27 protein-coding genes and 1 pseudogene are annotated in these 26,043 nt (G+C 36.0%); 26 read left to right on the forward strand and 2 right to left on the reverse strand.

The features are described 5' to 3' along the window. Nucleotides 1-304: 304 nt before the first annotated feature. Nucleotides 305-853, forward strand: a complete 549-nt coding sequence (locus JOC34_RS06705) for an HAD family hydrolase (protein WP_205136356.1) — start codon at nucleotides 305-307, stop codon at nucleotides 851-853. 503 nt (nucleotides 854-1,356) lie between these two features. Here the strand turns inward: JOC34_RS06705 and JOC34_RS21695 are convergent. Beyond that, complete coding sequence (locus tag JOC34_RS21695; RefSeq protein WP_205136357.1) at nucleotides 1,357-1,686, reverse strand: LysR substrate-binding domain-containing protein; 330 nt, start codon at nucleotides 1,684-1,686, stop codon at nucleotides 1,357-1,359. Here JOC34_RS21695 and JOC34_RS06715 point away from each other — a divergent pair. The 20 genes and pseudogenes from JOC34_RS06715 to JOC34_RS06805 all read left to right on the forward strand — a co-directional run bounded on the left by JOC34_RS06715 (nucleotide 1,686) and on the right by JOC34_RS06805 (nucleotide 20,977). Continuing rightward, the gene (locus JOC34_RS06715) at nucleotides 1,686-3,539 is read left to right on the forward strand and encodes a BglG family transcription antiterminator (protein WP_205135990.1); all 1,854 of its coding nucleotides are present in this window, start codon (nucleotides 1,686-1,688) and stop codon (nucleotides 3,537-3,539) included. The two genes, JOC34_RS21695 and JOC34_RS06715, sit on opposite strands and share 1 nt — an antisense overlap. 118 nt (nucleotides 3,540-3,657) lie before the next feature. Next, entirely contained in the window at nucleotides 3,658-3,993 is a 336-nt protein-coding gene (locus JOC34_RS06720; RefSeq protein WP_205135991.1) for a PRD domain-containing protein, read from the forward strand. 116 nt (nucleotides 3,994-4,109) lie between these two features. Then, nucleotides 4,110-5,234, forward strand: coding sequence for a DgaE family pyridoxal phosphate-dependent ammonia lyase (locus tag JOC34_RS06725; RefSeq protein ID WP_205135992.1), 1,125 nt, complete (start codon nucleotides 4,110-4,112; stop codon nucleotides 5,232-5,234). A 4-nt stretch (nucleotides 5,235-5,238) separates the two neighbouring features. Continuing rightward, a complete protein-coding gene (dagF, locus tag JOC34_RS06730; RefSeq protein WP_205136358.1) occupies nucleotides 5,239-5,979 on the forward strand; it encodes a 2-dehydro-3-deoxy-phosphogluconate aldolase in 741 nt (246 codons plus the stop codon). 17 nt (nucleotides 5,980-5,996) lie between these two features. Further along, nucleotides 5,997-7,127, forward strand: coding sequence for an amidohydrolase/deacetylase family metallohydrolase (locus tag JOC34_RS06735; protein ID WP_205135993.1), 1,131 nt, complete (start codon nucleotides 5,997-5,999; stop codon nucleotides 7,125-7,127). 30 nt (nucleotides 7,128-7,157) lie between these two features. Further along, the gene (locus JOC34_RS06740; protein WP_205135994.1) at nucleotides 7,158-7,520 is read left to right on the forward strand and encodes an SFCGS family glycine-rich protein; all 363 of its coding nucleotides are present in this window, start codon (nucleotides 7,158-7,160) and stop codon (nucleotides 7,518-7,520) included. After that, on the forward strand, nucleotides 7,513-7,818 hold the full coding sequence (locus JOC34_RS06745) for a DUF4312 family protein (RefSeq protein ID WP_205135995.1): 306 nt from the start codon (nucleotides 7,513-7,515) through the stop codon (nucleotides 7,816-7,818). The genes JOC34_RS06740 and JOC34_RS06745 overlap by 8 nt, the downstream gene beginning before the upstream one ends. Then, the gene (locus JOC34_RS06750; protein WP_205135996.1) at nucleotides 7,819-8,601 is read left to right on the forward strand and encodes a DUF4311 domain-containing protein; all 783 of its coding nucleotides are present in this window, start codon (nucleotides 7,819-7,821) and stop codon (nucleotides 8,599-8,601) included. 1 nt (nucleotide 8,602) lies between these two features. Next, nucleotides 8,603-9,265, forward strand: coding sequence for a DUF4310 family protein (locus JOC34_RS06755; protein WP_205135997.1), 663 nt, complete (start codon nucleotides 8,603-8,605; stop codon nucleotides 9,263-9,265). 23 nt (nucleotides 9,266-9,288) lie between these two features. Then, nucleotides 9,289-10,398 carry a DgaE family pyridoxal phosphate-dependent ammonia lyase gene (locus JOC34_RS06760; protein ID WP_205135998.1) on the forward strand — a complete coding sequence of 370 codons (1,110 nt, stop codon included), beginning with the start codon at nucleotides 9,289-9,291 and terminating at the stop codon, nucleotides 10,396-10,398. Between the two features lie 813 nt (nucleotides 10,399-11,211). Continuing rightward, nucleotides 11,212-11,473, forward strand: a pseudogene (locus JOC34_RS21700) (DegT/DnrJ/EryC1/StrS family aminotransferase); the annotation flags it as partial. Between the two features lie 745 nt (nucleotides 11,474-12,218). Beyond that, nucleotides 12,219-13,016: an SDR family oxidoreductase gene (locus JOC34_RS06765; protein WP_205135999.1), complete on the forward strand. Its 798-nt coding sequence runs from the start codon at nucleotides 12,219-12,221 to the stop codon at nucleotides 13,014-13,016. Between the two features lie 25 nt (nucleotides 13,017-13,041). Next, nucleotides 13,042-14,925, forward strand: coding sequence for a BglG family transcription antiterminator (locus tag JOC34_RS06770; RefSeq protein WP_205136000.1), 1,884 nt, complete (start codon nucleotides 13,042-13,044; stop codon nucleotides 14,923-14,925). 3 nt (nucleotides 14,926-14,928) lie between these two features. Continuing rightward, entirely contained in the window at nucleotides 14,929-15,402 is a 474-nt protein-coding gene (locus JOC34_RS06775) for a transcriptional regulator GutM (RefSeq protein ID WP_205136001.1), read from the forward strand. Then, nucleotides 15,386-15,937, forward strand: coding sequence for a PTS glucitol/sorbitol transporter subunit IIC (srlA, locus tag JOC34_RS06780; RefSeq protein WP_205136002.1), 552 nt, complete (start codon nucleotides 15,386-15,388; stop codon nucleotides 15,935-15,937). Before JOC34_RS06775 ends, srlA begins: the two co-directional genes overlap by 17 nt. 9 nt (nucleotides 15,938-15,946) lie before the next feature. Further along, the gene (gene srlE, locus JOC34_RS06785) at nucleotides 15,947-16,975 is read left to right on the forward strand and encodes a PTS glucitol/sorbitol transporter subunit IIB (RefSeq protein ID WP_205136003.1); all 1,029 of its coding nucleotides are present in this window, start codon (nucleotides 15,947-15,949) and stop codon (nucleotides 16,973-16,975) included. 29 nt (nucleotides 16,976-17,004) lie between these two features. After that, on the forward strand, nucleotides 17,005-17,358 hold the full coding sequence (locus tag JOC34_RS06790; protein ID WP_205136004.1) for a PTS glucitol/sorbitol transporter subunit IIA: 354 nt from the start codon (nucleotides 17,005-17,007) through the stop codon (nucleotides 17,356-17,358). A gap of 352 nt (nucleotides 17,359-17,710) precedes the next feature. Beyond that, entirely contained in the window at nucleotides 17,711-18,202 is a 492-nt protein-coding gene (locus tag JOC34_RS06795) for an excalibur calcium-binding domain-containing protein (protein ID WP_205136005.1), read from the forward strand. 60 nt (nucleotides 18,203-18,262) lie between these two features. Continuing rightward, nucleotides 18,263-18,868 carry a class D sortase gene (locus JOC34_RS06800; protein ID WP_205136006.1) on the forward strand — a complete coding sequence of 202 codons (606 nt, stop codon included), beginning with the start codon at nucleotides 18,263-18,265 and terminating at the stop codon, nucleotides 18,866-18,868. Between the two features lie 1,551 nt (nucleotides 18,869-20,419). Then, nucleotides 20,420-20,977: an RNA polymerase sigma factor gene (locus JOC34_RS06805; protein WP_205136007.1), complete on the forward strand. Its 558-nt coding sequence runs from the start codon at nucleotides 20,420-20,422 to the stop codon at nucleotides 20,975-20,977. Nucleotides 20,978-21,252: 275 nt separating this feature from the next. Here JOC34_RS06805 and JOC34_RS06810 read toward each other — a convergent pair whose 3' ends face one another. Continuing rightward, nucleotides 21,253-22,398, reverse strand: coding sequence for an ROK family transcriptional regulator (locus tag JOC34_RS06810; protein ID WP_205136008.1), 1,146 nt, complete (start codon nucleotides 22,396-22,398; stop codon nucleotides 21,253-21,255). 495 nt (nucleotides 22,399-22,893) lie between these two features. Between JOC34_RS06810 and JOC34_RS06815 the strand changes: the two genes are divergently transcribed. The 5 genes from JOC34_RS06815 to JOC34_RS21975 all read left to right on the forward strand — a co-directional run bounded on the left by JOC34_RS06815 (nucleotide 22,894) and on the right by JOC34_RS21975 (nucleotide 25,903). Further along, complete coding sequence (locus tag JOC34_RS06815) at nucleotides 22,894-24,312, forward strand: amidase (protein ID WP_205136009.1); 1,419 nt, start codon at nucleotides 22,894-22,896, stop codon at nucleotides 24,310-24,312. Nucleotides 24,313-24,388: 76 nt separating this feature from the next. Further along, nucleotides 24,389-24,655 carry a cupin domain-containing protein gene (locus JOC34_RS06820; RefSeq protein ID WP_205136010.1) on the forward strand — a complete coding sequence of 89 codons (267 nt, stop codon included), beginning with the start codon at nucleotides 24,389-24,391 and terminating at the stop codon, nucleotides 24,653-24,655. Nucleotides 24,656-24,706: 51 nt separating this feature from the next. Beyond that, nucleotides 24,707-25,051: a cupin domain-containing protein gene (locus JOC34_RS06825; protein ID WP_205136011.1), complete on the forward strand. Its 345-nt coding sequence runs from the start codon at nucleotides 24,707-24,709 to the stop codon at nucleotides 25,049-25,051. Nucleotides 25,052-25,101: 50 nt separating this feature from the next. Further along, on the forward strand, nucleotides 25,102-25,815 hold the full coding sequence (gene iolB / locus JOC34_RS06830; RefSeq protein ID WP_275577682.1) for a 5-deoxy-glucuronate isomerase: 714 nt from the start codon (nucleotides 25,102-25,104) through the stop codon (nucleotides 25,813-25,815). Continuing rightward, nucleotides 25,754-25,903, forward strand: a complete 150-nt coding sequence (locus JOC34_RS21975; protein ID WP_275577683.1) for a 5-deoxy-glucuronate isomerase — start codon at nucleotides 25,754-25,756, stop codon at nucleotides 25,901-25,903. The genes iolB and JOC34_RS21975 overlap by 62 nt, the downstream gene beginning before the upstream one ends. Nucleotides 25,904-26,043 lie beyond the last annotated feature (140 nt).

Raw genomic sequence — 26,043 nt, forward strand, 5'->3', positions numbered from 1 at the left:
TAAGTTTGGAACTTTAATATTTAATCGATCAATATCACGCTATTCCGGAACGTATCTAGGCGCATAGAACTTGAAGTTCTTGTTCTTCAAGTTTCAGGGGGGGTGATCATACAGACACAACCCTCCTAGCTTTTGTAAATTGGTTGCAAAAGACTGTTCGAATAAATGGCTAGGTTCCCAGTTTATCCTCACATGTGAATAAATACCTTATACTACTAAGATAGCTTTCAAGTCAATGGAAAAAATAAAAAATAAAAACAACGATATTTTAAGAAAGGCTAAATTTAGGGAGGAGTGGAATCTCATGATTTCATACGTTATTTGGGATTTGGGTGAAACAATTAGTACACCACCTACGGGAGGTATGGATTTAAAACCTCTTGATGAATACACAGATATTAAATTACGTGATGGTGTAAATGAAACTATCCAAAAGATCAGCTATATGGGGCTGGGACAGGCGGTTCTGAGCAATACTGCAAATAGCGACAGCGAAGCAGTTGGAAGAATGTTAAGAAGGTTGGGTGTTATCGACCAGTTTGACTATATTTTTGCAACAAATTCTGAGTTAGATGATAGTAAACCGGAAAAACCAGATCGAGTAGTTTACGAAAAGACCTTAAATGTTTTAAATATTAAAGCTAATGAAGCGGTAATGGTGGGAAACACGTGGGATACGGATGTTATAGGGGCTAATCGAAGTGGGATTCATGCCATCTGGCTCCAGAATCCACTTGTCTCATTCCGAAAGGACTGGGATACAAAAGTGATAGCTCCTCCCTGGATAATACCAGTTTGGGACGTTAAGGCAATACCTGAAGCAATTGCAACGTTAAATAATACACTTACTTAGAGTAAAAATAATTAAAAGTTCATCCCAATTTTATAGTTCGCCGATTGTATAATTAAGCGAGACACAAACAAATGGCATGTTATGATACACTCAAATTAACCACAGATAAGGGGAGTACATCGAACTGATAATCGTGGGAAGGGTAAGGGGACCTAACAGTCAGACCACCGTTTATGAGGAATTTACTATTATAGATTATAAATCTTTTGTAAGCGATGCATTAGAACTAGCTTCTGAACATAGTATAAGATTTTATGATGAGGAGCCGGGGAAACTGAAAATGACTTTAAAAGTAGAAAAACAATGGAAGTGAATGCAGTACTCTTATTTTAACGCCTGAAGGAATATGTGAGCAAATAGGGAGAAAATACGAGCAGATGAAGAACAAATACACGCAGGAAAAAAACCATCTCTGTCTTAATCATTGACTGAGGTGGTTTTTTTGCTAGAATACCCTGTCAATAAAAGAGATACTAATGAAATAACTAAATAGCCAATCATTTTTAAGGACTTTTAAAGTACTCTTTAATCAGTTCTATAGATCTTAATACAATTGGAGGATTGTATCTGGTTTTATCATAAACTAAATAGACAGTTCGCATTACATTGGGATCGTGAATGCGCTTAATAACATACTTTCTTCCCTTCAAGTTCTTTACGAAATTTTCCGGTACTACAGTAATTCCTAAACCTTTCTCTACCAAATCACAAGCATATAATAGGTTGTCAAAATATTCACTAATAATAGTGAGCGAAATTGGTCTGTAACCGCTTTCGTAATCGAGGTATAATTTAATTATGGATATCCAAACTAAAGAAGTGGTGAATATAATTGTTAACGATAAGAGAGATCCAAATTGTTACAAAATTACTTGAAACGGACAAAACGATGCGGACAAAGGATTTATCAAAATATCTAGATGTTAGTACAAGGACGATAAAAAATGATTTAGAGAATGTTCGTAAATGGTTTCGGAAATATGACATCGAGTTGTGCGCACAACCGAATAAAGGTTATTGGATCGAATCTAGTGAGAATGAACGATTGAAGCTCTATCAAGCGTTAATGGATAAGAAAAGGCAACCTGTATATTCTGATCAAAACGCACGAATCGAAAAAATATTATATATTTTTTTTTCACTGAAAGACTATATCACTGCATCACAACTTTCTATCTATTTACAAGTTAGCAGGAACACGGTCATGAGTGATTTAAACTTTCTAGAACAATACATTCAGCCATGGAAAATTACTTTAGTGAGAAAATCACGTATTGGTTATAAATTGGTTGGGCGAGAGCTGAATATACGTCTATTATTTGAGCATATTATCCAGAGAAATTTAAATGATTTTGATGTATATAATATTATTTCGCAGATAAAATCAGCTGATACAATGGTTGAATTGAACTATGGATTTACTCCTGAGATTCACATGAAATTTGTGACCGTAATAAAACATTTTCGTTTGATACTGAAGAATGAAAATAAAGAAAGCATTTCGCAATTAGAGATATTAGCCACATTTATACGACTTACTATTTTCCTAGTGAGAATGGAATGCGATTTCACAATTGGAAACTATAGGTTATTGAAATCGGATCAAAGTAAATCCTCACCATCATCTAAGTTTTTAATTAAAATAATGGTGGAAGTATGTGAAGAATACACCTTTCCAGTATTGGGGGATGAATTTTGGTATATTCATCGAAATTTTTTTTTAGAAGATAATAGAATGAATCTGCTTAGTGTTACGGAAAAATTTATCCAGTATGTAAGTAAACAAGAACGGGTGCCTTATTATAAAGATACGAGATTATATAATAATTTGTTAGCACATCTTTCCTTACGGTTTGAAAAGGGGGCAGCATATGTCACGGAAATAAATCCTTTTATTAATGAAATTAAACAAAAGAATGCTTCGTTGTTTTCTTCTGTTAAAGGGGGTTTCAAAAGTATATTTTCGAATGTTATAAATTACGGGAATATTCCTGATATAATCCAAGACTCCTTTATTTCGTTTATTGCGCTACACTTTCTTGATTCGTATGAAAATGTATTAAATAAAAAGCCGTCAATTAGAGCGCTTTATGTATGTTCGACAGGTAGAGGAGTTGCTCGTTTGATTAAAAATAGGGTCGAGCGAGAAATTAAGAATATTATCATTACCACTTATTGTTCAGTAATGGAAGTTGATGAAATTAGTAAAAATAAAGATATTGATTTAATAATTAGTATGTTTCCCATTAAATCTACTCTTCCAGTTATTGTTGTAGAACCTGTACCAACAGAAGAAAATATCCAATCCATTAAAGGAAAAGTAAATAATCTTTATCATCGGGAACCAGTAGGTGAGTATTTTACAATAAGGGATGATCACGATTCTATTGAATTGAATGGTGAAATAAGTAGTCAAGAAATAATTATTAAAGGATTTGAAATATCCTTTGATTTTTTTGAAACATTAGCTAATGAAATTTTAGAGGAACGAAAAAGGGGGCTTTGCATCCATCTTTTTCTTATGATCCATCGTTATTATTTTCATAAACAATATGACCAATTTATTTATCAAACAAATGATCATCAGAATGAGGAACTGTTAAGTAAAGTAAATGAAATTTTACACAGTTATAGCATTAATATTAACGAAGCAGAACAAAGAGCGTTATTACAATATTTTAGGTAAAAAAGTATAAAATGGTTATATAAATAACACCTCCACCGGAATGTTAAAACGTATTCTTATAAGTCTTTAAGCATTTAAAGCTAAACGATACGGCAAAGAAAGGTAGTTTTTAAATACAATGAATACCAACAACTTTTATGAAGAAAAGAAACGATTACTGAAAGAGAGTGGAGATAAAAAAAGGTGTGAGCAAGCATTTTTACTCGCACAAATGCTATGTAGAGAAAGAAATGTTTTTTTGACGAATGCTCAACAATTGTCATTGCTTTCACATATTTCAGCAATGGTTCAGCGATCTTTAACAGGTGAAAAGTTGATTCCATTTGATCGGGCTATATTTTCCGGAATATCAAATGACTCTCTTTATATTGCAAAAAAGATCAAAGATTTAGTAATGGGTTTGGAAGAGGAAGAAATCTATTTATTATCTATTCATTTTGAAGCAGCAAAATAAAATCCATGTATAAATGGACAGGGTAGAAAAAACTTAGGTTGGAATTTCTAGGAACAAGGGGCGGTTGGGAGTCGTGACTTTTTGGAATTTCATCCTTATTATTAGGAGCAAAAAAAATGACAAATAGCTTTTTTGATCAATTCGGTTTAAAAAGAATTATTAATGCAAGCGGAAAAATGACAGCATTGGGCGCTTCAGCTGTTACTGAGGAGGTTGCCAATGCGCTAAAAGCAGCTGCACAATCTTATGTGGACATGGATGAATTAATTGAATACGCAGGAAAAGTAATTGCCCACCATACAGGCGCAGAGGATGGTTGCCCTACAAATGGAGCAGCAACTGGAATTGTGATTTCAACTGCAGCAGTTATTGCTGGAAAAAATATAAGCTTAATTGAAAGGATGCCAAACTCAGGTGGATTGAAAAATGAGATTATTATCCAAAAAGGTCAAAATATTAATTTTGGTGGCAATATCGATCAAATGATTCGTATGGGCGGTGGCCAGGTCATTGAGGTTGGAAGTGTTAACAAAGTAGAAATTGATCATATTGGAGAAGCGATAACAGATAAGACAGCAGCACTCATTTATATAAAATCACACCATGCTGTTCAAAAAGGGATGCAGTCGATAGAAAGTATGATAAAAATTGCACAGAAACATCATATACCATTGATGATTGACGGAGCAGCAGAAAGTGATTTTCAAAAATATATTGAAATGGGCGCAGATGTTGTGATTTATAGCGGTGGGAAGGCGTTGGGGGGGCCAACTTCTGGTTTTATTTCTGGGAAAAGGCAATTAATGGAGGCATGCCGCGAGCAGTATAAAGGAATCGGTAGGGCGATGAAAGTTGGAAAGGAATCGATAGCCGGACTCATCGTTGCATTAAATCAATATCCGTTTAGAGATACTCGTGCTGATGAGCAATTTAATCGTATGAAGGCATTTTGTAAAAGATTGAATGAAGTAGAAGGTTTAACAGGTACCATCCATCAAGATGAAGCGGGGCGCCGTATTTATCGTGCACGAATAGAAGTTCAAAAACAAGCTAATGTGACTGCAGAGCAATTATTACATCGTCTTGAATCTGGTAAACCTGGGATTTATCTACGTGCCCATTATGCGAATGTAGGTATACTATTTGTTGATCCACGCCCATTATTAGCTGGTCAAGAGGACATTATTGCAGAGAGAATTATTGCTATTATAAAGGAAGAAGGTGATGACAATGTCGAGTAAACAAATGTTAAAAAAGTCGCCTCAATTTTATAAAGATAAAGTTTGTCTAAATGTATTAGCTGGTTCTATGGAAAATGCAGCTGATATTTGTAAAGTAACAGAGGGTAATGTTTTGATAGGTTTATTATCGAAAGACTATAAATCAGATGAAGAAGCTGTTTCAAGTATGAAGGAATACGCAGAAGTAACAGGGAATCGTATATCTATTGGGCTAGGATCTGGGGATCCATTTCAATCGAAGATGGTTGCAAGAATTGCAGGGTTAATACAACCCCAACATATTAATCAGGTTTTTACAGATGTCGGGGCTACAAGATCTTTAGTAGGTCAGCAAAGTACTTTTATTAACTCCCTAGTGTCGCCAAGTGGTAAGGAAGGGTTTGTCAGAATTAATACTGGGGCACTTTCCAGTAAATTAGCGCCAGCTATCGTGCCTGTGGAAACAGCAATAGGAATGATTAAAGATGCTGGTGGAAGTTCGTTGAAATACTATCCAATAAAAGGTTTGGAAAATATAAAGGAATATCGTGTGGTTGCCTTAAAATGTGCGGAACAAGATTTTATACTTGAACCAACTGGTGGTATTGATTTGGATAACCTTGAAGTAATAATAAAAGTAACGTTAAATGCTGGTGTACCAAAGATAATTCCACATATTTATAGTTCAATAATCGATAAGGAAACAAAACTTACAAGAATAGAAGATGTGAACAAAGCTATGAAAGTTATGGAACAAATTTCATGAAAAAGGAGGTGATAGGTATGAAAAATCAATTGTTGATTAATGGAGTTATTATAGACCCTGATCATCCTGAACAAAAAAATGGTGTGATTGGAATTCAGGAAGGAAGATTTGTAGATCCTTTGCAAATCAATACCGATTTAGCCGAAATAATAGATTTAAAAGGAGCATTTGTAGCACCGGGCTTTATAGATATTCATGTACATGTATTTGAAAATCACACCATTTTAGGTGTAAATGCAGATGAGGTAGGTATTACGCAAGGGGTAACTACTATAGTAGATGCAGGTAGTTCTGGAGTAGATGACTTTTCCACTTTTAGGGAAAATATTATTAATAAAAATGAGACTGAAGTGCTAGCTTTTTTAAATATTTCTCGAAAAGGGCTTGTTGAAGGAGTACATGAGTTAGAGAACCCTGACGATTTGATGTCCATGTATGAGGCAACACAAATTTTTTCTGATAATCCTTCATTGGTTGGGATTAAGCTAAGGTTGAGTCGTTCGGTTGTTGGAAAACAAGGTATCTTACCATTATTACACGCAAGAGAAATAGCTGATCAAATTAACATTCCTTTGATGGTCCATATTGGGAATCCACCTCCTTATTTACCAGATGTTTTTCCAATCCTAAAAAAAGGAGATATCGTCACACACGCTTTTCATGGAAAAAAATACGGTATTTTAGATGAAAATGAAGACCTTATTCAAGAGGCAAAGGATGCATTAGATCGTGGAGTTCTTTTTGATATTGGCCATGGTTCGGCAAGCTTTAGTTACAATACATTGGAGAAATTTAAAGAACGCTATCCATACACATTTACTACCAGTACAGATATACACATTCAAAATATAAATGATTCAGTAGGGAGCTTAATGGTGACAATGACTAAACTCTTGCAATTAGGATACACGTTGCATGATGTAGTTAAAAGTGTAACTGCATTGCCAAAGAACGTACTGAACTTAAAAGATCAAGGATCTTTTACATTTGGTACAAGGGGTGATGTGTCTATCTTCCGAATAATACAACAAGAGGCCATTTTAAAAGATGCAGAAGGATACGCAAAAAAGACCTCACAATTAATGGATCCAGAAATAACGATTCGTAATGGGAAAATAGTTTGGAAGAAATTATCAACAAATGAATAGGTTCACAATAAAAATATGGGGGATATGGAAATGATTACAGTTGTAATTGCCGATCGATTAGGAAAGGGACAAAATGTAGCAAGAGGCGCGGAGGAAGCAGGAGCAAATGTGATCCTAGTACCAGGTGTAGGTGCAGATATTAAATTAGGAGATGTAATGAAGGAACATGATGCAGCCTTCGGAATCTCTTTTTGTGGGAGTGGTGGTGCCGGTGCAATTGCGGCACAAACTAAACATCAGTATCCTGCGAAGTATGGCATGCGGTCGATTCAGGAGGGAATTACAGCAATTGAAAACGGGAAAAAGGCGCTTGGTTTTGGTTTTATGGATTCAGCTGAATTAGGTAAAGCATTGGTCGAAGCTTATAATAAAGAGGCTAAAAAAAGTGAATAAAAAGATAACAGATTATATATATGTGCATGGCAAAGGTTCTTCAAAGAAGAAAGCTGTTAGTCAAGCACTTGCAAAAATTCAATCAGAAGTAATGAGAAAATACCATGATCATATGATTATTCGAGTAGAGCCATTGGATGTAGAGATATCCAATAGTGAGGAAGAGAAATATATAGAGAAGTTTCTTTTCTTTTTCTTTAAAAGGGAAAAAATAAATGTAAGTGTTGAGTTAAAGATAACGGTTTCTCTATTTTTACTGGAATTATGCAGGGAAAACAGAGGAGGGTGGAATGTATAAATGACTATTTGGGTTCTAATAAAATCACTCATCATTGGCGGACTAGTTGGATTTGGTATTGGAGCTGGTGCAGCTAGGATGTATCATATTCCAAAAACACAAGGTATGGGCGCATTTCGTACACTTGGAGAGTTAAACGCTTGTCAAGGTGATCCAGCAAGTCACTTCTCGTTTGGTCTTGGTGTTTTCTTTAATGCATGGGCGAATGCCGTTGCAGGCGGTGCCTTGACTGGGGATGTTGGTCACCGGATTATTCCGAACTGGGCAGCCGCAATATTACTTCTTAAAGGGAAAGATCCGGAAACAACATTGCATAACCCTAGGAAGATGGCAATTACTGGTAGTATTGTAGGCGCTTTCGTAGTTGCATTTCTCAATGTAACAGCAGCATCAATACCAAAGTCTTTACAAGATGTTGCTAATGAAGTATTGATACCTGCAGCTGATTGGTTTTTAAATCCTGTCATGCCAGCAATTTTCTTGTTGGCAGCAATAGACGGTGGCAGAAGAACTGGAATATATGGGACATTATTTGGCGGGCTAGCACATCTTGTAATGGGGAATGCGGTTCCAGGAATCGTACTAGGGATTTTAATTGGTAAAGGGGTCGATGATACTGGATGGTCTAAGATGTCTAAGATCATATTTACTGCCGTTGTATTACTTTTTATTTTAAGTGGATTCTTTCGCGGCTTTGATATTGAAATGATCGAATCATTAAATATGACAGTTCCAAATTGGTTAATTGGGATACATGAAATATTTGGATATGAGGTGAAGTAACTTGGAAAATCAAATAAACAATGAAAAATTACTTAAAAATGATTTTTGGTATGCTGATTGGTCATTTCCAATATTAACAGCACTTCTTGCTTCAGGAATTTTTTCTGGGACACATATGTATTATGTGCATGGAACAGGCGTTTTTAATGAAATTTCAATTTTGGCTATGTTGAAGGTAGGAATGGAAGGCGGGGGATATGGCGCCGCCGCTGCGTTTGGAGCAAGTTTTCTTTTCGCTAGGATTTTAGAAGGTTCACTTGTAGGAATACTGGATGTTGGTGGATCTATGATGACTGGAATCGGGATTGGTGTGCCAGCTCTTATTCTAGCTACTGGGTTCACACTTCCATTAACTAGTTTTCCTGTTGCGTTGATTACAGGTGCACTATTGGGATTATTAATAGGTTTTATTATTGTAACCGTACGTAAATTTACTGTAGGTCAGGGTGGATCAACATACGGAGCAGATATTTTGATGGGTGCTGGAAATCAATCTGGGCGCTTTTTCGGACCGCTTATTATTATCAGTGCATGTGCAGCTTCAATTCCAGTTGGGATTGGCTCTATATTAGGAGCATTAATATTTTATGCTATGGATAAGCCAATTATTGGTGGTGCTATTCTTGGTGCAATGTTTTTAGGCTTTTTCTTCCCAATTGCTTAGCTTGATGAAATGAGATGTGAAAAATGGATATTAATAAAAAACTAAAATTACAAAAGGTAATCAATGCTTCCGGAAAGATGACTAAATTAGGTGTTTCAGGAGTCAGTGACGAAGTAGCAGAAACAGTTAGTCATGCTTTAAAAAGTTATTTCCATATAAACGAAATGATGATTGCTGTGGGACGTGTTGTTGCAGATGTAACAGGATCTGAAGATGGTTGTCCAACGGTGGGGGCGGCAGCGGGAATTTCGATTGCAACTGCAGCTATTATTACGGAAGGTAAGAATGATCTAGTTGCACGTATGCCGGATTCGAATGGATTAAAGAATGAAATTTTAATCCCAAAAGGGCATATCATTAATTTTGGTGCAGATATTCGACAAATGATAAAACTCGGTGGTGGAATTCCAGTGGAGGTTGGTACGAAAAAAGCTTTAAATGTACTTGATATTGAATCATCAATTACACCACAAACAGCAGCACTTATTTATGTGAAGTCTCATTCTATCGCAAATTATAATATGGCCCCTATTGAACAAATACTTGATGTTGCACATAAATATGGATTACCTTTGATCGTTGATGCAGCAGCTGAATATGATTTTAAAAAATATATTTCTATGGGTGTTGATATTGTAATCTATAGTGGCGCAAAGGCCTTGGCTGGACCAACCTCTGGTTTTGTTTGTGGTAAATCATTTCACATGGAAGCATGTCGCGCACAATATAATGGAATTGCCCGAGCAATGAAAATTGGCAAAGAAGGAATGGCAGGTTTAGTAGCTGCATTATTAGAATACCCTAATAGAGTGATGACCGAGGTAGAACAAATCAACAAGTTAAATATAATTAAGGGGATATTGGGTGTCATTTCAGGTATTAGGTATATCATTATTCAAGATGAGGCTGGGCGAGAGATATATCGAGGACGTATAGAGGTAATTGAAGATGAAGCAAACCTATCTGCTATAGGTTTGCAGCAAGCTTTGTTGGAAAGTGATCCTTCTATTGTATTAAGGAGCCAAAAGCAAAAAGAAGGTATTCTTGATATTGATCCACGTGACTTAAGAAAAGGACAGGAAAAAGAGATAGCATTTAGAATTAAAAATATAGTTGAAGGAGCGACTAAATAACATAAATTAGGCTTGTCACATAAGGTGTGAAGTTAAAAGTTACTCAATGTATTTTAAATTCCACTTTTTAAGATTTTCAAGGAAAAGTAGTTGGTTTATAATCATTGACTAGTTTTAGGTATGGCCACCTTCCCATTTTGTTTTAAGTTATTTCATTCGTAAAGTAATACTTTCAATAGAGCATTCTTGTAAAGGAATGCTCTATTTAGTTATCTTCCGAAAGCAGTTGCCAAATAATCTATCATAATCGCGTGGCACTGTATTCTCTACTTCTGCAAGTTGATATTTATATTCAGCTATATCAAACAAAACCTCCAAGTGGAGAATGAAATAGAATCGTTTGTGAATCCAAATCTGTCATGTCCTTTTCAAAAGGCAACTATATGACTTTCTTCTCCATCCACCGAATAACTTCTCTAACAGTGTTCCTTGAGTGACTATAACTTGAAGCCATCCCCCTTTGCTTGACTTTTTGCACTTTAATGAATCAAAAAGGTGTTACATTGGTTCAATTCAATGGTTGTAATGAATGAACTCACATTCCTTAATTCTATTTTTAAAGATATGTGAATGAGAGAGTGTCCTATGAGAGTATGATGATTTTGTTTTTTATTAAGAGTTATTTGTAAAAAATAGTGGGAAATTTATTTGAATGTTTTTTTAAATATCAGGATAAATCATGTATAATGGGTAATTAGTAACGGGAAATTAAACTGTACGGATAACAAAGACATTAATGCATTCATTTGATTTTAAAAATTAGAATACTGATATGGATCGCAAAAGAATTACATAAAGAAGGAATGAATAGTTATGACAAATAAAAACAAGAGAATCTTCCTCTCCTCCCCACACATGAGCGGGAACGAGCAAAAATATATACAAGAAGCATTTGATCTAAACTGGATCGCCCCACTCGGCAATAATATAGACGGCTAGAGAAAGAACTAGCGGACTATAATGCTATCAATGGGGCAGCAGTAGTTACCTCCGGGACTGCGACAATTCATTTGCATTGAGACTATTGGAAGTTGGCGCTGAGGACATCGTTTTCTGTTCTTCCTTAACTTTTGTAGTAATGAATAGGGAAACCAACCTTAAACTATTCCGATCGGTTTAAATTGAATGTCCGGTTTTCTATTTTAAATAAAATGATAGAACATAGAAGGCCTGTAGTGTATTCAAGTGTTGAATGTGCTGCAGGTGTTTTAAATGGCTAGTGTAGAGCTTATTTATGCTTGTTTGATGCAACATAAAAGTAGAGCGTATTGCAACCAAAATTTTAGAAGTTTGAGGAGACTTTATCTAAAAAAAATCTTTTTGTGTCATGACAAGGGGGCACATTACAGCTTGCAGATATTCCTCCCCACGACTTTACTTGCATAGATAAGCGTGTATTAGATATATTATTTGTCAGGGGTCTCTTAAGGATCATGTATTTCTCAAGACACTTAATACGCAAATAAAACCAACTAACAGGCAGGGTCCCTGATAAAGTAAAAGGATTCAAAAGCATCAACATCTCCAACCCACATATCTCCAGAAACAACCCAAAAAAATCAAGCTTCGATCAGCTTTCAAAGTTAAAATCGGCCAATTCTAGCATGGCTGATATATATACCCTTGTCCACGCAATTGATACATTCGGATAATAAGAGTAAGACCTACTTTCCTGGAAAGCACCGCAATATACTCATAGATTCTCCATTTTCACTATCATTATTTTTCCTTTTTCATAAATCTGCATAAAACTACAAATTAATTTTGAAAGCGTTAAGAAATATAATAGCAATAGAAGAAGAGAAATTGGAGGCATAATAATGACAAATAATTGGTTAGATATAGATAATAAAGTAGTCATTGTAACAGGTGGTTCATCTGGTATTGGCAGACAAATTGTCCATACGCTTTTGGATAATAATGCGATTGTGTATAACACAGACTTACGTGACAATCCGGTTAATCATCCGCGTTATCACTTTAAAGAAACCGATGTTACAGATGAGGGAGCGGTTCGCAGTACAGTAGCATCTATTTTAGAAGAAGAAAAAAAAATTGATGTATTGGTGAATAATGCAGGGATTAACTTACCAAGACTCTTAGTAGATGCAAAAGGTGAGAAGCCGGAATATGAAATTAATATGAAGGATTTAGACCTTATGCTTGGCGTTAACTTAAAAGGACCCGTTCTTTTTAGCCAAGAGGTATCTCGTTATTTTGTTAAAGCGAAAAAAGGTGTTATCATCAATATCTCTAGTGAAGCTGGACAAGAAGGCTCAGAGGGCCAAAGTATTTATTCCGCAACCAAAGCAGCATTAATTGGCTTTACAAGAAGCTGGGCAAAGGAATTAGGAAAGCATAATATTCGTGTGGTCGCCATTGCACCAGGGATCCTAGAAGAAACAGGGCTAAGAACGCCGCAATATGAAGAAGCATTAGCATATACGCGAAACACAACTGTAGACCAATTAAATGGTGATTATTCGAAATCAATCCCAATTCGACGCGTCGGTCAATTAACGGAGGTTGCTGAATTAGTGTGTTATCTTAGCTCTGAGAAATCAAGTTATATCACAGGCACAACAATCAACATCTCTGGTGGAAAATCAAGAGGTTAAACCTCATTAGAATAGGGGGGAAGTTATGGAGCTAAATAAAAAGCATTTGGAAATTGTAGAAGTACTTATGTCGGAAAATGTTTCAGCTGAAAAACTTTCCCATCTAATGAAGATATCGCAAAGGACTTTATCCAACTATGTAGGCCAAATCAATGATTATTTTGAAGGCACTTCCAACATTATAAAAGAGTATCATATCCTATCTATCCTCATCTATGATGAAGAACGATTTTTAGATAGATTATCGGTCTTGCGACAAGAAATGAATAGTAATGAGGAGGAATTGAAAGATAGGCCAGATGCCGTCTTTCATCACTTGTTGGAACACAAGCAGCGTACAATTGATGATATTGCTGAAGCACTCTATTTAAGCAAAAGTGTTGTGAATAACATTGTGAGGGATTTGAAGGTTAAATTACAATCTTATCCACTGAATATTAAAGGAACTCAAAATGTTGGGTTGCGTTTAGAAGGAAATGAATTCACTATTCGTAAAGTAATTATTGAACAGTTTCCTACACATTATCAATCAGTATTCATTCCAGAGAAAATCGAGCAACATTTATCAAATTTGAAAAAGAAATTTACTTTAGATGAATCTTCTTTTTCAAGACTCCGATTGGCTGTGCAGGTGACCCTTTCCAGATTAAATGATGGACACTTGATAGAGGAAGAATTAGATATTGATCGCCAAGTGTTTGAATCAGCGGATTTTAAAAGCTTTCAACCGTTAAAGGAAGAAATAGCGCATAATTATCCCATCAAAAATTCAAATCAGGAAATCTTTCTTATTGTACTTCAATTACTCGGGCGCAGAGCTTCGATTATCGATGAAATGATAAATGAACGTGAACATTCCATGTTGGAGCGGATTATTAAACAAACGATTGAGGATATCAATTATTATTACACCATTAAGATTGATGAAGCAATGTTCAGTAAAGACATCCAACTGCATATCAAGTATTTAATCAATCGATTGCTTTTTGATGTCAAAGTAAATAATACCTTGGTTGACAATGTACAACAACGTTTTCCGTTTGCTTATGAATTATCCAGTGTATTAGCAGAAAATATTAAAAAAGAAATTAATATGGATGTTCCGATTAATGAGCTAGATTTTCTATCGTTATATTTCAGCGTTTACTTGGAGCAATTGGAACAGCAAATTCGAGAAATTCAGTCGGTTGCGATTATTACCAATGGAGGGTTAAGTACGTCGAAACTTTTAAAGGTTAATTTACAAAGAATCTTCGGCAACCATATAGAAATTGTAGTTTTTAATGAAGATGCACTTGAAAATGACGAAATTAAACATTTTGATTTAATTATATCTACGATTTGGACAAGTCGTTTGTTTAATAAAGTGATCTATATTGAGAATATCTTGGATACGCAATTAATGAAATTAAAAATTGAGCAATTCTTGGTTTACAAAGATGTTAGGAATAAAAAACTGTTCAATCAAAGTGTCATTGTTGATTTTACTGAGGAGAAAGACTTTTATCATATCGATCAATCTAGTGATTATCAGGAAGTGATACGCTTTCTATCTGAGGAATTGGCTCGAGAAGGAAAGGTAGATAACACATTTACAGAAAGAATTATCGCACGAGAACATGCTAAATCGACTGTGACAGGGAAACTAGGTTTTCCACATGTGAGCCACAATCAACACGGGATATTTGTCAAAATTGCTTTGATAAATACGCCATTAGATGATTATCAGGATGTTAAAATCGTTATCTTATTAGCTACACCTGATCAGGCAGGTAATGAGGCGGCCCTTATTAGACTATATGAGGAAGTATTAGCGATTACTACGAATAGCTATCTGCTCAATAAGGTGACGAAAGATACGAATTACGCATCGTTTGCGCATATTTTAAATAAAGAAATGAGGAAATAGCGTATGTTTTTTATTATGCTGATTATTATTTTAGCAGTTGGTTTTGTCGTCCAATACCTATTAGGATTTGTGCAAATTAAACATTTCACAAAGCATTATACTGAACTTCGAGAAAACGGTAGAGTAGCGATTGGAAGACGTCCAGCTATTATCCGATCAGGGACACTTGTATTGTTTCAATTAAATAATAAGAACGAAATTGAGGAAGCACGCTATATGCAAGGTGTAACCGTGTTCTCTCGATTCAAGCATTTAAAGGGATTGGAAGGAATGAAGATTAATAAGCTTCGAAAAGAAGATATTGCAAGTTACAATAAGTTGCTGACGAGAGCGATTGTCGATGCCCAGCATACTTTTAACGTTGTACAAGCAGGTGGAGAGATTGAAAAGATCCCTTCGCCGATGATGAAAGTTGTGAACAAAGTAAATAATATGTTTACAAAGAAAGGGGTAAAGAAACATGGACTTCATAGTTAAAATTGCGGAAGGGTTTATTAACCTATTCCAAACAGGAGCAGATACATTTATTGACTGGATGGGTTCTATTGTCCCATTAGTTCTAATGTTACTTATCGCTATGAATACGCTCATCCAGTTAATTGGAGAAAAACGTATTAATAAAATTGCTCAAAAGTCAGCAGGAAATCCTTTGCTAAGATATATGGTGTTACCATTTTTAGGTTCCTTTATGCTAGCAAACCCAATGGTGCATTCACTAGGTAGATTTATGCCGGAAAAATATAAACCAAGTTATTTTGCTTCTGCAGCACAATTTGCACATACAAGTAATGGGATTTTCCCCCATATTAACCCGGCAGAGTTGTTTATCTTCTTGGGTGTTGCAAGCGGAATTCAGCAACTAGGATTACCAATGACAGATTTAGCAATACGTTATTTATTAGTCGGTTTGGTGATGAACTTTATCGGTGGTTGGGTTACTGACTTTACAACAAGTATTGTAGAAAAACAACAAAAAGTAAAATTAAGTAAAAAAGTTCACATAGATGGGTAGGTGTAAGACATGAGTAAAAAAGTAGAAATTGTCAAAGGTTCTGGTGGCTTCGGTGGCCCGCTAGTAATCGGGGTTAATGGCAAAAAAGATAAAGTAATGTATGTGACAGGTGGTCATAAGCCTGACATTGTAGATAAAATTTGCGAAATTACTGGCGCTTCTGCAGTAAATGGATTTGAAACATCGGTACCAGAAGATGAGATCATGGCTGCAGTCATTGATTGTGGTGGTACATTACGCTGTGGTATTTATCCACAAAAAGGTATCCCGACAATTAATATTATGGCGACAGGAAAAAGCGGTCCATTAAGACAATATATTACCGAAGATATCTATGTGTCGAATGTAGATGTAGATCAAGTAAGTGTTGTTGAAGAAGAGGCGGATGCTGAAGATGCAACATTTGCTGCTCAGGAAGTTTCGCCCGATGAATCAGAAAAAGAAAGCGAGCAACAAGCAACATACTCTAAAGATAAGAAAATTATGGAGACAAGGGCGGCACAAGAGAACAAGAGCTTGCTTACAAAGATTGGTTTAGGCGCAGGAAAGGTCATTAATACTTTTTATCAAGCTGCACGAGACGCAGTAGAAACCATGTTACACACTGTTATTCCTTTCATGGGATTTGTTGCCTTGTTAATCGGTATCATTCAAGGTTCTGGAATTGGTGATTTGTTCGCTAATATTATGTCTCCGTTAGCAGGTAACATCTGGGGACTTATGCTTATCGGACTTATTTGTTCCTTGCCGTTCTTGAGTCCATTACTCGGACCTGGAGGAGTTATCGGACAAGTACTAGGAACATTAATTGGTGTAGAAATTGGAAAAGGGAATATCCCGCCTAATCTAGCATTACCTGCATTATTTGCAATCAACACACAAAACGCTGCTGACTTTATCCCTGTTGGTTTAGGATTAGCAGAAGCAGAAACAAAAACCATCGAGGTCGGTGTACCGTCCGTCTTGTATTCTAGATTCTTAAATGGTGTACCAAGGGTATTTGTCGCATGGCTGGCAAGCTTTGGATTATATAAATAACTTAATGACTAATATAGGAGTGTTCAAACATGTATCAAACAACAATTAAAAGTATCGGAAATGAAGCGAAAGCATTTGAAGCAGAAAAAATGATGATTTTATTTGGAGACAATGCACCAACAGAACTAGCAGACTTCTGCTATGTTATTGATTTGGTACTCGTTGATGAAGATATCACAAAAGAACATACATTGAAATTAGATGATGTTTCTTATCGTATTACAAGTGTTGGTGATGCTGTAAGAAAGAATCTAAATGACTTAGGACATATTACGTTAAAATTCGACGGAAGCACTACAGCAGGACAACCCGGTTCTCTTTATTTAGAAGATAAAGAGATTGTTGATGTAAAGCCCGGTAGTAAAATTACGATTGAAAAATAATAGATAGTTTGAATATGAGAGACCTTCACAGCCAATGCTTAATTGCTTGTGAAGGTCTTGTTTTGGTTTTTTAGATAATTTTTACGAAGCAAAGAAAGGACCATTTAAATGTGCTGAATATAAAGCATTTCCTAGCAAACTTTGGGAGTATCGCAACCTTACCCTATCTTTCTTTTGATTGTAGTAGTGAAAGAGAGTAGTTACCCTTTTTTTGAAAAATACAAAATTTACAAAACTATTACCAATATGTTACAATAATTGTAATAGTTACATTAGATAGTAGACTTTGGAATAGTAGAATTGTCGTGTAACTACTACTTTTTTAAATACATATCTAAAGGAGGGAAACAAAATGAAAGGGACACGTTTAACATTGGCAGTTTTGCTTTCGGTTCTTTTTATGTTCGGCACAGCTCAATCAGTCTTTGCTGCGGATAATTTGAACTGCAGTGATTTTGACACACAACCAGAAGCTCAAGCACATCTCGATGCCGATCCAAGTGATCCGGATGGATTAGATCGGGATAATGACGGAATTGCTTGTGAGAACCTACCTCAAGGGGAGGCTGCTTCCAGCAATAACGATGATGCATCTGAAAATGCCAGCGAATCAGAAGGATCATCTGAGGACGCGGCTACTGATGAATCTACTTCCTCATCAGATGCTACCTCATCTGAAGAAGAAACTACGTCATCCGATGATGCTTCAACGTCAGATGAATCAACATCATCGGATGAAGAGGGGGGCGAGCTCCCGGATACAGCAACAGTGTTACCGCTTGGTATCATGGGTGGTTTAGGAGCTATGGCACTTGGCGCACTTGGTTTGCGTAAGCGTCAATAAACTTTAAGGCAGGCGATTCAATCGTCTGCCTTTCTCAAGTTTTTTTAGGAGGAAAGTCCAATGATTCGTAAATTATCGCTGCTCTTGTTTGTGAGTGGTTTCATTGTTGTTGCTTACAATGGTTGGAATTATTTTCAGGCGATACAGTCGGTTCAGGAAATACCAGAGAAGGTAGAATCTGCAGCCGTTGATACAGTTGAAAGGCATATTCCTGAAAAAAGTGAAGAGACAGTCGATCCATTGACCCTTAATTTTGATATAGAAACCGGCTCAGAGGTAGCAACTCTGGATATTCCCGCTATCGATAAGCGTTTTACAACGTACTGGGGAGCGGATGAGCGTACCCTTGATCAAGGAGTTGGGGTGTATGTGAGTAAGTGGACGACGGTTCCGAATCGCAAAGGTGGTCATACGGTGCTCTCCGGTCATCGTGACACTGTCTTTACCGGGCTAGATGAGCTAGGTCATGGAGATACACTTGAAGTCCATTACGACGGTGAAACATTTGAATATGAAATCAATAAGACATGGATTACCAATGCAGATGATCGGACGGTTATTGTCGAAAAAGAGGACCCAACATTGACGCTGACGACATGTTATCCATTTGATTATATCGGGTTTGCACCCGATCGTTATATTGTGGAGGCTACTTTGATCGAGTAAATGGAGAGATATGAAACCACAACATTAATTGTTTTAAAGAGCTAATTTTATAAAGGTATAGGTATAATCTAATCTACATTCTTTGGGTTTATAGCATTCATAGCTTCTTTTGTCTATCTAACATATCGCCTTATCAAAAAAACTAAAAAATTGTCATTCAATTAGTTACCTTTCTTTCTTCAGACGGAATGCAAATTCATTTACTGATCCAAGTCCCTAATCCAAAAATCCTCCACATTAGTGTGAGGGATTGAAGTTTATCTATTCATTCTTCCAACTTCTTCTATAATTACATTCAGAAACTTGGTGACACATAGATATCTATATAATAATAAAATATTTCATCCAATTAAGCATCATTAGGTAAGAATTCAAAAAAGATTAGAGCTAGAGCAGGTAGAACAATATCTATTATTACAGATTTCGCGAAAAGAAAGCCCATTACGGTGCGATGGCACTGTCTTTAGAGATGGGATGAATTTTCGCTTTTGCGTAGCAAAACATGCTATAGTATAAATATAGACAAGCAAAAGTCTCTAAAACATTCTCGTTCGTTGATAATTGAATATTGTTCAAGTTTGGATAACCCAATTCATGTTATCCGTAAAACAATATATGTCGTGAAGCACCACACGCTAAAACACTTATACGAACTAAAAATGTTGCTCGGTTATAAAGATGAAATACTAGGAAAGGGTAGGTATAATTTCATCATGTCAAAGTATTATAAGCTTTTCGCCGGGGAACTTTAATTTTCATGAGTGGACATGTATAGATTGATATTTATAAGTGGGAAATAGAATTTATTTAGAACCATACTGGTGTTTGATCATACTATCAATCTACTACTTTTTGGGTGCTCTATAACCTGCGTTAACAGCTTCAGCTTCCTCAGTGGAACAAAACCATTCAACGATATTTGTGTTCGACTGTAATATGTACTGCCAGGGGTATGGTAAATGCCATTTAGCCTCTTTTAATATCACATGCTTCAGATGCTTCGGCAGTATTACTTGAGTTGCTAGTAGGCGTTTCCTCAGATTTGTTATTTGTTGACCTCTTATTATTTTACTACGTTTATTCTCCTAGCTGTTGTCACTTTCATCCTTTGTGTCTTTTTCTTCATTAATACTTATTGGCTTGTCCTTGTGACTTTCCACCTGTTTTTTTAGCTTTGTTATCTGCCTTTAAAGAAGTGATTTCCTCGGCCAAGGTTTCCTTTGTATGGATGTGTATTCATCCTGGAATTCTTCGTTTTCTTGCTCAAGCGTTCTCATTTTCTCTTTCGTATTATCGGCTGTATGTGTTTGCAACCTTGTGACACTTCTTGCAGAAAAGAATAGTCTTTAGTAAATTCAAAATTGATGAAAATATTTCACTTTACATGTTGGAACGTAAGTTCTGTAATTAAGTTACTTGATTATTATTAACCCAACCAGATACTTCATCTAAATCTTTTTAATCTTTTATGCCACCTTTGCAGAATTTGTATCGATAATAATAGTAGAGATACGATTTTAGAAAAATTTGAGCAAAGGGGAATCATTTGGGATGGAAAAGACAGGCAAGATTACTTTTGAAGAGATATTCAAACAAAATGAGCGCAGGATTCATTACTATATTCACAGAATGAATGTGAGAGATCCGCACCGGGAATTTTATCAGGAAGGCATGGTGGCTATGTGGAATGCCTACGAAAGCTATCAACCCGATAAAGGACCACTTTCAACTTACTTTAATTATATGATCCGTAATCGTATGATTGATCTCATGCGTAAACATACGAGGGTACAGGAAAAAGAAGCACTTTGCATACAGGCACACCGAACCGTGCTCGATGAGGGGCACACCTATAGCAAAGGACAAGCATCCTATCCGCTATTAAAAGGATCAGAAGTGATCTTAAAGGATTCGGAATTCTGGGGGAAAATCAGAGCACAGCTGTCGACTAATCAATGGAAATGGGTGCAGCATTCCATTATTGAAGGGATGAAACTGAAGGAAATTGCCACACAGGAAGGCGTTTCTGTCGATGCGGTGAAAAGCTGGGGCAGAGAGGCGAGAAGGAAGCTGCGAGATAGAGTGGAGGAAGAAAGATTACATCTATAACCTGGATGAAACAATAGAAAGACCTGTAGTTATTCGTGAAATGAATATGCTACAGGTTTTTAGGTTTTTACCACGCTATTCTCTTATCTATAATTCTTTCTTCAATCATTTCTTCTAAAGGACTGTTAAAGTCGTGACATCGTATTCTAATTGCGATTTCTGGTTGATCCGAATGTAGAACTGCATCGGACTAATCCAGGCAGATTCATCAAAATGGATACAAGGCTAAGAAGGGGAGTGGCGGGTCAGACATCCACTCAAAAATAAACAATCGATCATCTCAAAAATTCATTCAATACAAGTGCACTTGCGCCGACTACACCGCTATCTTTTCCGATATCAGGTAAAACTAATTGAAAAGAGTCTCTTAATGGAGTCCAAACAAGGTCGTTAGATAAGTCTCCAAGATCCTCCACTAATATAGGGAATTGTTCAATCATCGGCCCCGCCAATAGAACAGCGCTCGGATTATACATACAAATAATATTAGAAATAGCTAAACCTAAATAACTTTTCGCCCTACCAATAATCTTAACTGCCCAGTCTTTCCCTTCTTCATATGCCCAGGAAACTTCATCAATTGATCGCATTGTCTGTTTTTCAATTTCTGATGAACATAAAAACGTTTGCAAACAACCAAGCCTACCACAATCACACAAGGCTCCATTTGGATCAAGAGTCATATGTCCAATTTCCCCTAATGTGTTACGTTGTCCCCGAAGTATTTCATTATTTACCATAATCGCACTGCCTACACCACTACCAATATATAAACAGACAGCATCACTGTACTCCACCATGCTTCCAAATAAACTTTCAGCAAGTAGTTCAGCCCTAACATGGTTATCTACATAGACATGAAATCCCAATTCTTTTTTTAGATACTCTTTTATTGGAATGTTGTTCCAACTGAACTGGGGAACAGTTAGAATCTTGCCATCTGGCCAGGAGACTAAACCAGGTATACTAATGCCCACCGCCAATATTTTTTCAGCATCTGCGACACTCATATCACTAACTAAAGAAGTAATTCCTGTGGCAATCTTATCGAGTACAAATTCTGCAGGTTGTTGTACATCGAAATTAAAATTCTGCTTTTTTATCACCATGCCATCCAATGTAACATATGCAATTTTTATGGTATTTAAATCGATATCAACGCCTATTATATAGGCACCTTTGGGATTTATCTCTAAAATAGTTGCCCTTCTCCCAACGTCTCCTTCTCTTTGTCCAACCTCAACAATTAATTTATCTTCAATTAATTGTTTTACGATTTTCCCAACTGTTGTATTACTAATCATTGTTAAGGAGGCCAGTTGAGATCTCGATATTTGTTTGTGTTTTTGAATTAAATTTAACAATAGGAAATAATGATACTCTCTCACGTTTTTTTGATCATACTTTAAATTTACAGTCAATTTACTTCCACTCCAAATCTCCGGATAATTTTATATACATGTGATGAACAAACACCAATTATTAAATTAAGTTTAACAATAACATTATAACACCATCTAATTTTCACTCAAACCATTAAATGTTTCTGCTTTTCTAAAATAAAGATTGACAATTATCGAAATAGGTGGTAAATTTTAAAGTATAGTTATTAAACTAAGTTTAGTAACCACCCATGTAAAATCTATTTTTCATATGTAATACAGAAAAATATTTATATAAACCTTATAATTATTACTTTAAGTTTAATAACTATACTGAAGTAATGACGATCATTACTACTTCCTAGACATACTTCTGTAGATGTTCTGTTAAATAATATTTCTAAAATGGCAGGTGATTATCCAAAACTATTCGGAATCTATTTTGTTTCTTAAGTAAAGCATTTTCTCTTTTCTTCATACCCAAGAAGTTAATCAGCTTAAAAGAATGATTTATAAAATTTGGAGGCGAAAAGTATGAAACTAAGTGAGTATGTAATATATGATGGAATTGGTCTTGGTGAGCTTGTAAAAAATAAAGAAGTCACATCACAGGAAATAAATGAAACCGCTTTAAATGCGATTAATGTCATAAATCCAGAAGTTAATGCAATTGCACATGTAATAGATGAAAAGTTAGGCAAGAATTTTAATTTTCCAGATGGACCTTTCAAAGGTGTGCCTTTTCTGTTAAAGGATACTCCAACGATGGCGGAGGGAATTCCAGCTAATAACGGAAGCCGTTTCTTAAAAGGACTAACATCTGATCATGATACAGAATTGATGAAACGCTTCAGACAAGGTGGAGTAAATCTATTGGGAACAACAACGGTTCCAGAGTTTTCTTCCGCTAACACAACGGAATCTATTCTCTATGGTACGACACGTAATCCATGGAATACGGAATATAGTGTTGGAGGATCAAGTGGCGGCTCTGCCGCAGCAGTCGCTTCCGGGATTGTTCCAATTGCGCATGGTGGTGATGGCGGCGGATCTATCAGAACTCCAGCCTCGATTAATGGATTAGTTGGTCTGAAGCCGACACGTGGTAGAATTCCAAATGGTCCCGACAAAGGGGAATCAATTTTCGGTACCGCAATGCAGTTTGGTCTAACTAAAAGTGTTCGCGATACCGCCGCCCTTTTAGATATCTCTAATGGCCCTGACATTGGTTGTTATGCCGCTATTGAACGACCAAGTGTATCATTTTCTGAACAAATAGAAACGCCGCCAAAAAAATTAAAAATAGCATGGATGGATCACTCTTTTGCTGGTACATCTGCAGATGAAGATAATAAAAAGGTACTCTATCAGACTGCAAAGCGATGCGAAGAGCTAGGTCATGAATTGATAGAAGCTGCGCCAGTAGTGGACACGGAACTACAAGGGATTGCTATGAGCCGCTTCCATATTTCAAATGTTGCGCTAGCAATCCAAAAAGCTACTAAAAACTTAGATCGGATACCATCTGAAGATAACATTGAACCACATATCTGGACACTTTACCAAGCTGGACTACGTTTATCAGGTTTAGAATTGTCAGAAGCAGTTGATATTCAAAATTTAATTTCAAGAAAGGTTGCACATTTCTTTGAAGAATATGACGCATTACTGTTACCAACAATGATTAATGTCCCAGCAAAAAACGGTATCAACAATCAAGATAATAAAGATATTAAAATCATGATGAGGGATAATACCACAAGTCTATTTAATCTAACAGGGTTACCTGCAATATCTTTGCCATTAGGATGGAGTGAGACGGGACTTCCTATCGGTATGCAATTTGCTGCTCAATTTGGCGATGAAGCCACATTATTAAAATTAGCACGCCAACTAGAAATCGCAAGCCCTTGGAAAGACAAAACGCCATCACTTATCACGCAATTGGTATAATGTTTGGCCCATCTTCACTTTCTAAAGAGAATAATGCATAAAAAACAATTACATCTTTTACTGGAGGACATCAGACATGGAGAAAACAATTTTAGTCGAAAAAAATGCAAAAGGAAAAATGTTCGTTGAAAAGATTCAATTAAAACCCGAGGAATCTGTAAAAATCAATAATGAAAATGATTTATTTTACTTTATCGAATCCGGATATGGTGTGATGTATGTTGAAAAGTATGGTTATAACTTTGAACAAGAGACAAGCATATTTGTCCCTAAAAATTCAGCATATACATTCACAAATACAGGAAATGTCGATCTAGTGGTCGTCTATTACGGCGTAAAGTAAGATATCTTACGATCGAATTCAAATTAATTTTATAAAAAGGAGCTTATCCAAATGGGTGCAAATATAAAAATGGTTAAATTACAAAATGCTTTTCATGAAGACGAAGTTAGTAGGGTTCCAAGAAACTTTATTAAAGGAGATGAATTAAATGAAATAGATTTTAATAGCTGTGATCACGGTACTTACTTCACTGGTGGAGGCGTAGCTGCACATAAACATGAGAATCTTGAGGAAATATTTTATTTTCTACGAGGAACAGGAGTTGTCACGCTAAATGAGCAAGAAATTTCTGTGAGGGCGGGAAGCGTTGTTGTTGTTCCACCGGAAACCAACCATTCAATTAAAAATACGGGTGAAGATGTATTACAGCACGTAGTGTGTTCCGCCCATGTTTAATGGTAAATCGCATTATCATGCTAAGAAAACGAATGTCAGGAGGGATTTTTATGTCATCTTCACATTTTAAAGCGGATCAGGTTAAAGGTTATCAGGATATCATTGATGATGAATTTAGTTCATTAAATTATCTGGCTTTAAGTAAACTTCTATTAAAAGAAGATGAAGAATATAAAGGACTAACTACTGAATATGAAGCCGTATTAGTTATTTTAACAGGAAAAGCTTCAGTGTCTTGTGGTGGTAATCATTGGAGTGAGTTAGGGGAAAGGAATAAAGTGTTTGAAGGTAAAGCAACTGTAGTATATATACCATGTCAAACGGAATATAAGGTGATTGCTGATAGTGATGTTTGTATTGCGGTATGTAAGGCGAAGGCAGAAGAGAAATTTAAGCCATTCATTGTGCAACCAGATGATATTGTGGTTAATCAAAGGGGTGGAGGAAATTGGAACAGAGAAGTTCATGACATTATTCCGGATAGTATGAAAAATCGTGTACAACGAATTATAGTTGGGGAAACGTTTAATTCTTCTGGTGAGTGGTCGAGTTATCCCCCTCATAAACATGATCGAGACAACTACCCTGAGGAAGTTGATCTGGAAGAAATATATCATTATCAAATTGAACCTGAGCAAGGGTTTGGAGTACAATTACGCTATACTAATGATGGAATAACGGATGAAGCATATACAGTTAGGAATGGTGATAGTTTTGCTATCAGTGAAGGTTATCATCCAATTGTGTGCTGCTGGAGGCTATAAATTGTATTATTTATGGTTTTTGGCTGGACCTTCATACCGGTTACTGTCTCCAAAAGATGAACCAAATCATAAATGGCTAAAGTCTTAACTTTTCAGAAAGAAGTTTTAACATGATTTAAATTTAATGGTTTGTTGTATTGTGATAGCGATAACAATATTGAATCTTTAAAATACTGAAGGAGAGAGTGTCATGAATTTACTAGAATATGTATGTCATTCCTTGTTAAC

The sequence above is a fragment of the Virgibacillus halotolerans genome, from assembly GCF_016908515.1.
GTDB lineage: Bacteria > Bacillota > Bacilli > Bacillales > Amphibacillaceae > Virgibacillus_M > Virgibacillus_M halotolerans.

Coding starts and splice junctions, on each gene's coding strand:
- JOC34_RS06720 (WP_205135991.1), top strand. CDS start 3,658: ATGAATACCAACAACTTTTATGAAGAAAAGAAACGATTACTGAAAGAG.
- JOC34_RS06795 (WP_205136005.1), top strand. CDS start 17,711: ATGAAAGGGACACGTTTAACATTGGCAGTTTTGCTTTCGGTTCTTTTT.
- JOC34_RS06750 (WP_205135996.1), top strand. CDS start 7,819: ATGACTATTTGGGTTCTAATAAAATCACTCATCATTGGCGGACTAGTT.
- JOC34_RS06735 (WP_205135993.1), top strand. CDS start 5,997: ATGAAAAATCAATTGTTGATTAATGGAGTTATTATAGACCCTGATCAT.
- JOC34_RS06705 (WP_205136356.1), top strand. CDS start 305: ATGATTTCATACGTTATTTGGGATTTGGGTGAAACAATTAGTACACCA.
- JOC34_RS06740 (WP_205135994.1), top strand. CDS start 7,158: ATGATTACAGTTGTAATTGCCGATCGATTAGGAAAGGGACAAAATGTA.
- srlE (WP_205136003.1), top strand. CDS start 15,947: ATGAGTAAAAAAGTAGAAATTGTCAAAGGTTCTGGTGGCTTCGGTGGC.
- srlA (WP_205136002.1), top strand. CDS start 15,386: ATGGACTTCATAGTTAAAATTGCGGAAGGGTTTATTAACCTATTCCAA.
- JOC34_RS06805 (WP_205136007.1), top strand. CDS start 20,420: ATGGAAAAGACAGGCAAGATTACTTTTGAAGAGATATTCAAACAAAAT.
- JOC34_RS06800 (WP_205136006.1), top strand. CDS start 18,263: ATGATTCGTAAATTATCGCTGCTCTTGTTTGTGAGTGGTTTCATTGTT.
- JOC34_RS06825 (WP_205136011.1), top strand. CDS start 24,707: ATGGGTGCAAATATAAAAATGGTTAAATTACAAAATGCTTTTCATGAA.
- JOC34_RS06775 (WP_205136001.1), top strand. CDS start 14,929: ATGTTTTTTATTATGCTGATTATTATTTTAGCAGTTGGTTTTGTCGTC.
- JOC34_RS06790 (WP_205136004.1), top strand. CDS start 17,005: ATGTATCAAACAACAATTAAAAGTATCGGAAATGAAGCGAAAGCATTT.
- JOC34_RS06765 (WP_205135999.1), top strand. CDS start 12,219: ATGACAAATAATTGGTTAGATATAGATAATAAAGTAGTCATTGTAACA.
- JOC34_RS06725 (WP_205135992.1), top strand. CDS start 4,110: ATGACAAATAGCTTTTTTGATCAATTCGGTTTAAAAAGAATTATTAAT.
- JOC34_RS06760 (WP_205135998.1), top strand. CDS start 9,289: ATGGATATTAATAAAAAACTAAAATTACAAAAGGTAATCAATGCTTCC.
- JOC34_RS06820 (WP_205136010.1), top strand. CDS start 24,389: ATGGAGAAAACAATTTTAGTCGAAAAAAATGCAAAAGGAAAAATGTTC.
- dagF (WP_205136358.1), top strand. CDS start 5,239: ATGTTAAAAAAGTCGCCTCAATTTTATAAAGATAAAGTTTGTCTAAAT.
- JOC34_RS06770 (WP_205136000.1), top strand. CDS start 13,042: ATGGAGCTAAATAAAAAGCATTTGGAAATTGTAGAAGTACTTATGTCG.
- iolB (WP_275577682.1), top strand. CDS start 25,102: ATGTCATCTTCACATTTTAAAGCGGATCAGGTTAAAGGTTATCAGGAT.
- JOC34_RS21975 (WP_275577683.1), top strand. CDS start 25,754: ATGGTGATAGTTTTGCTATCAGTGAAGGTTATCATCCAATTGTGTGCT.
- JOC34_RS06815 (WP_205136009.1), top strand. CDS start 22,894: ATGAAACTAAGTGAGTATGTAATATATGATGGAATTGGTCTTGGTGAG.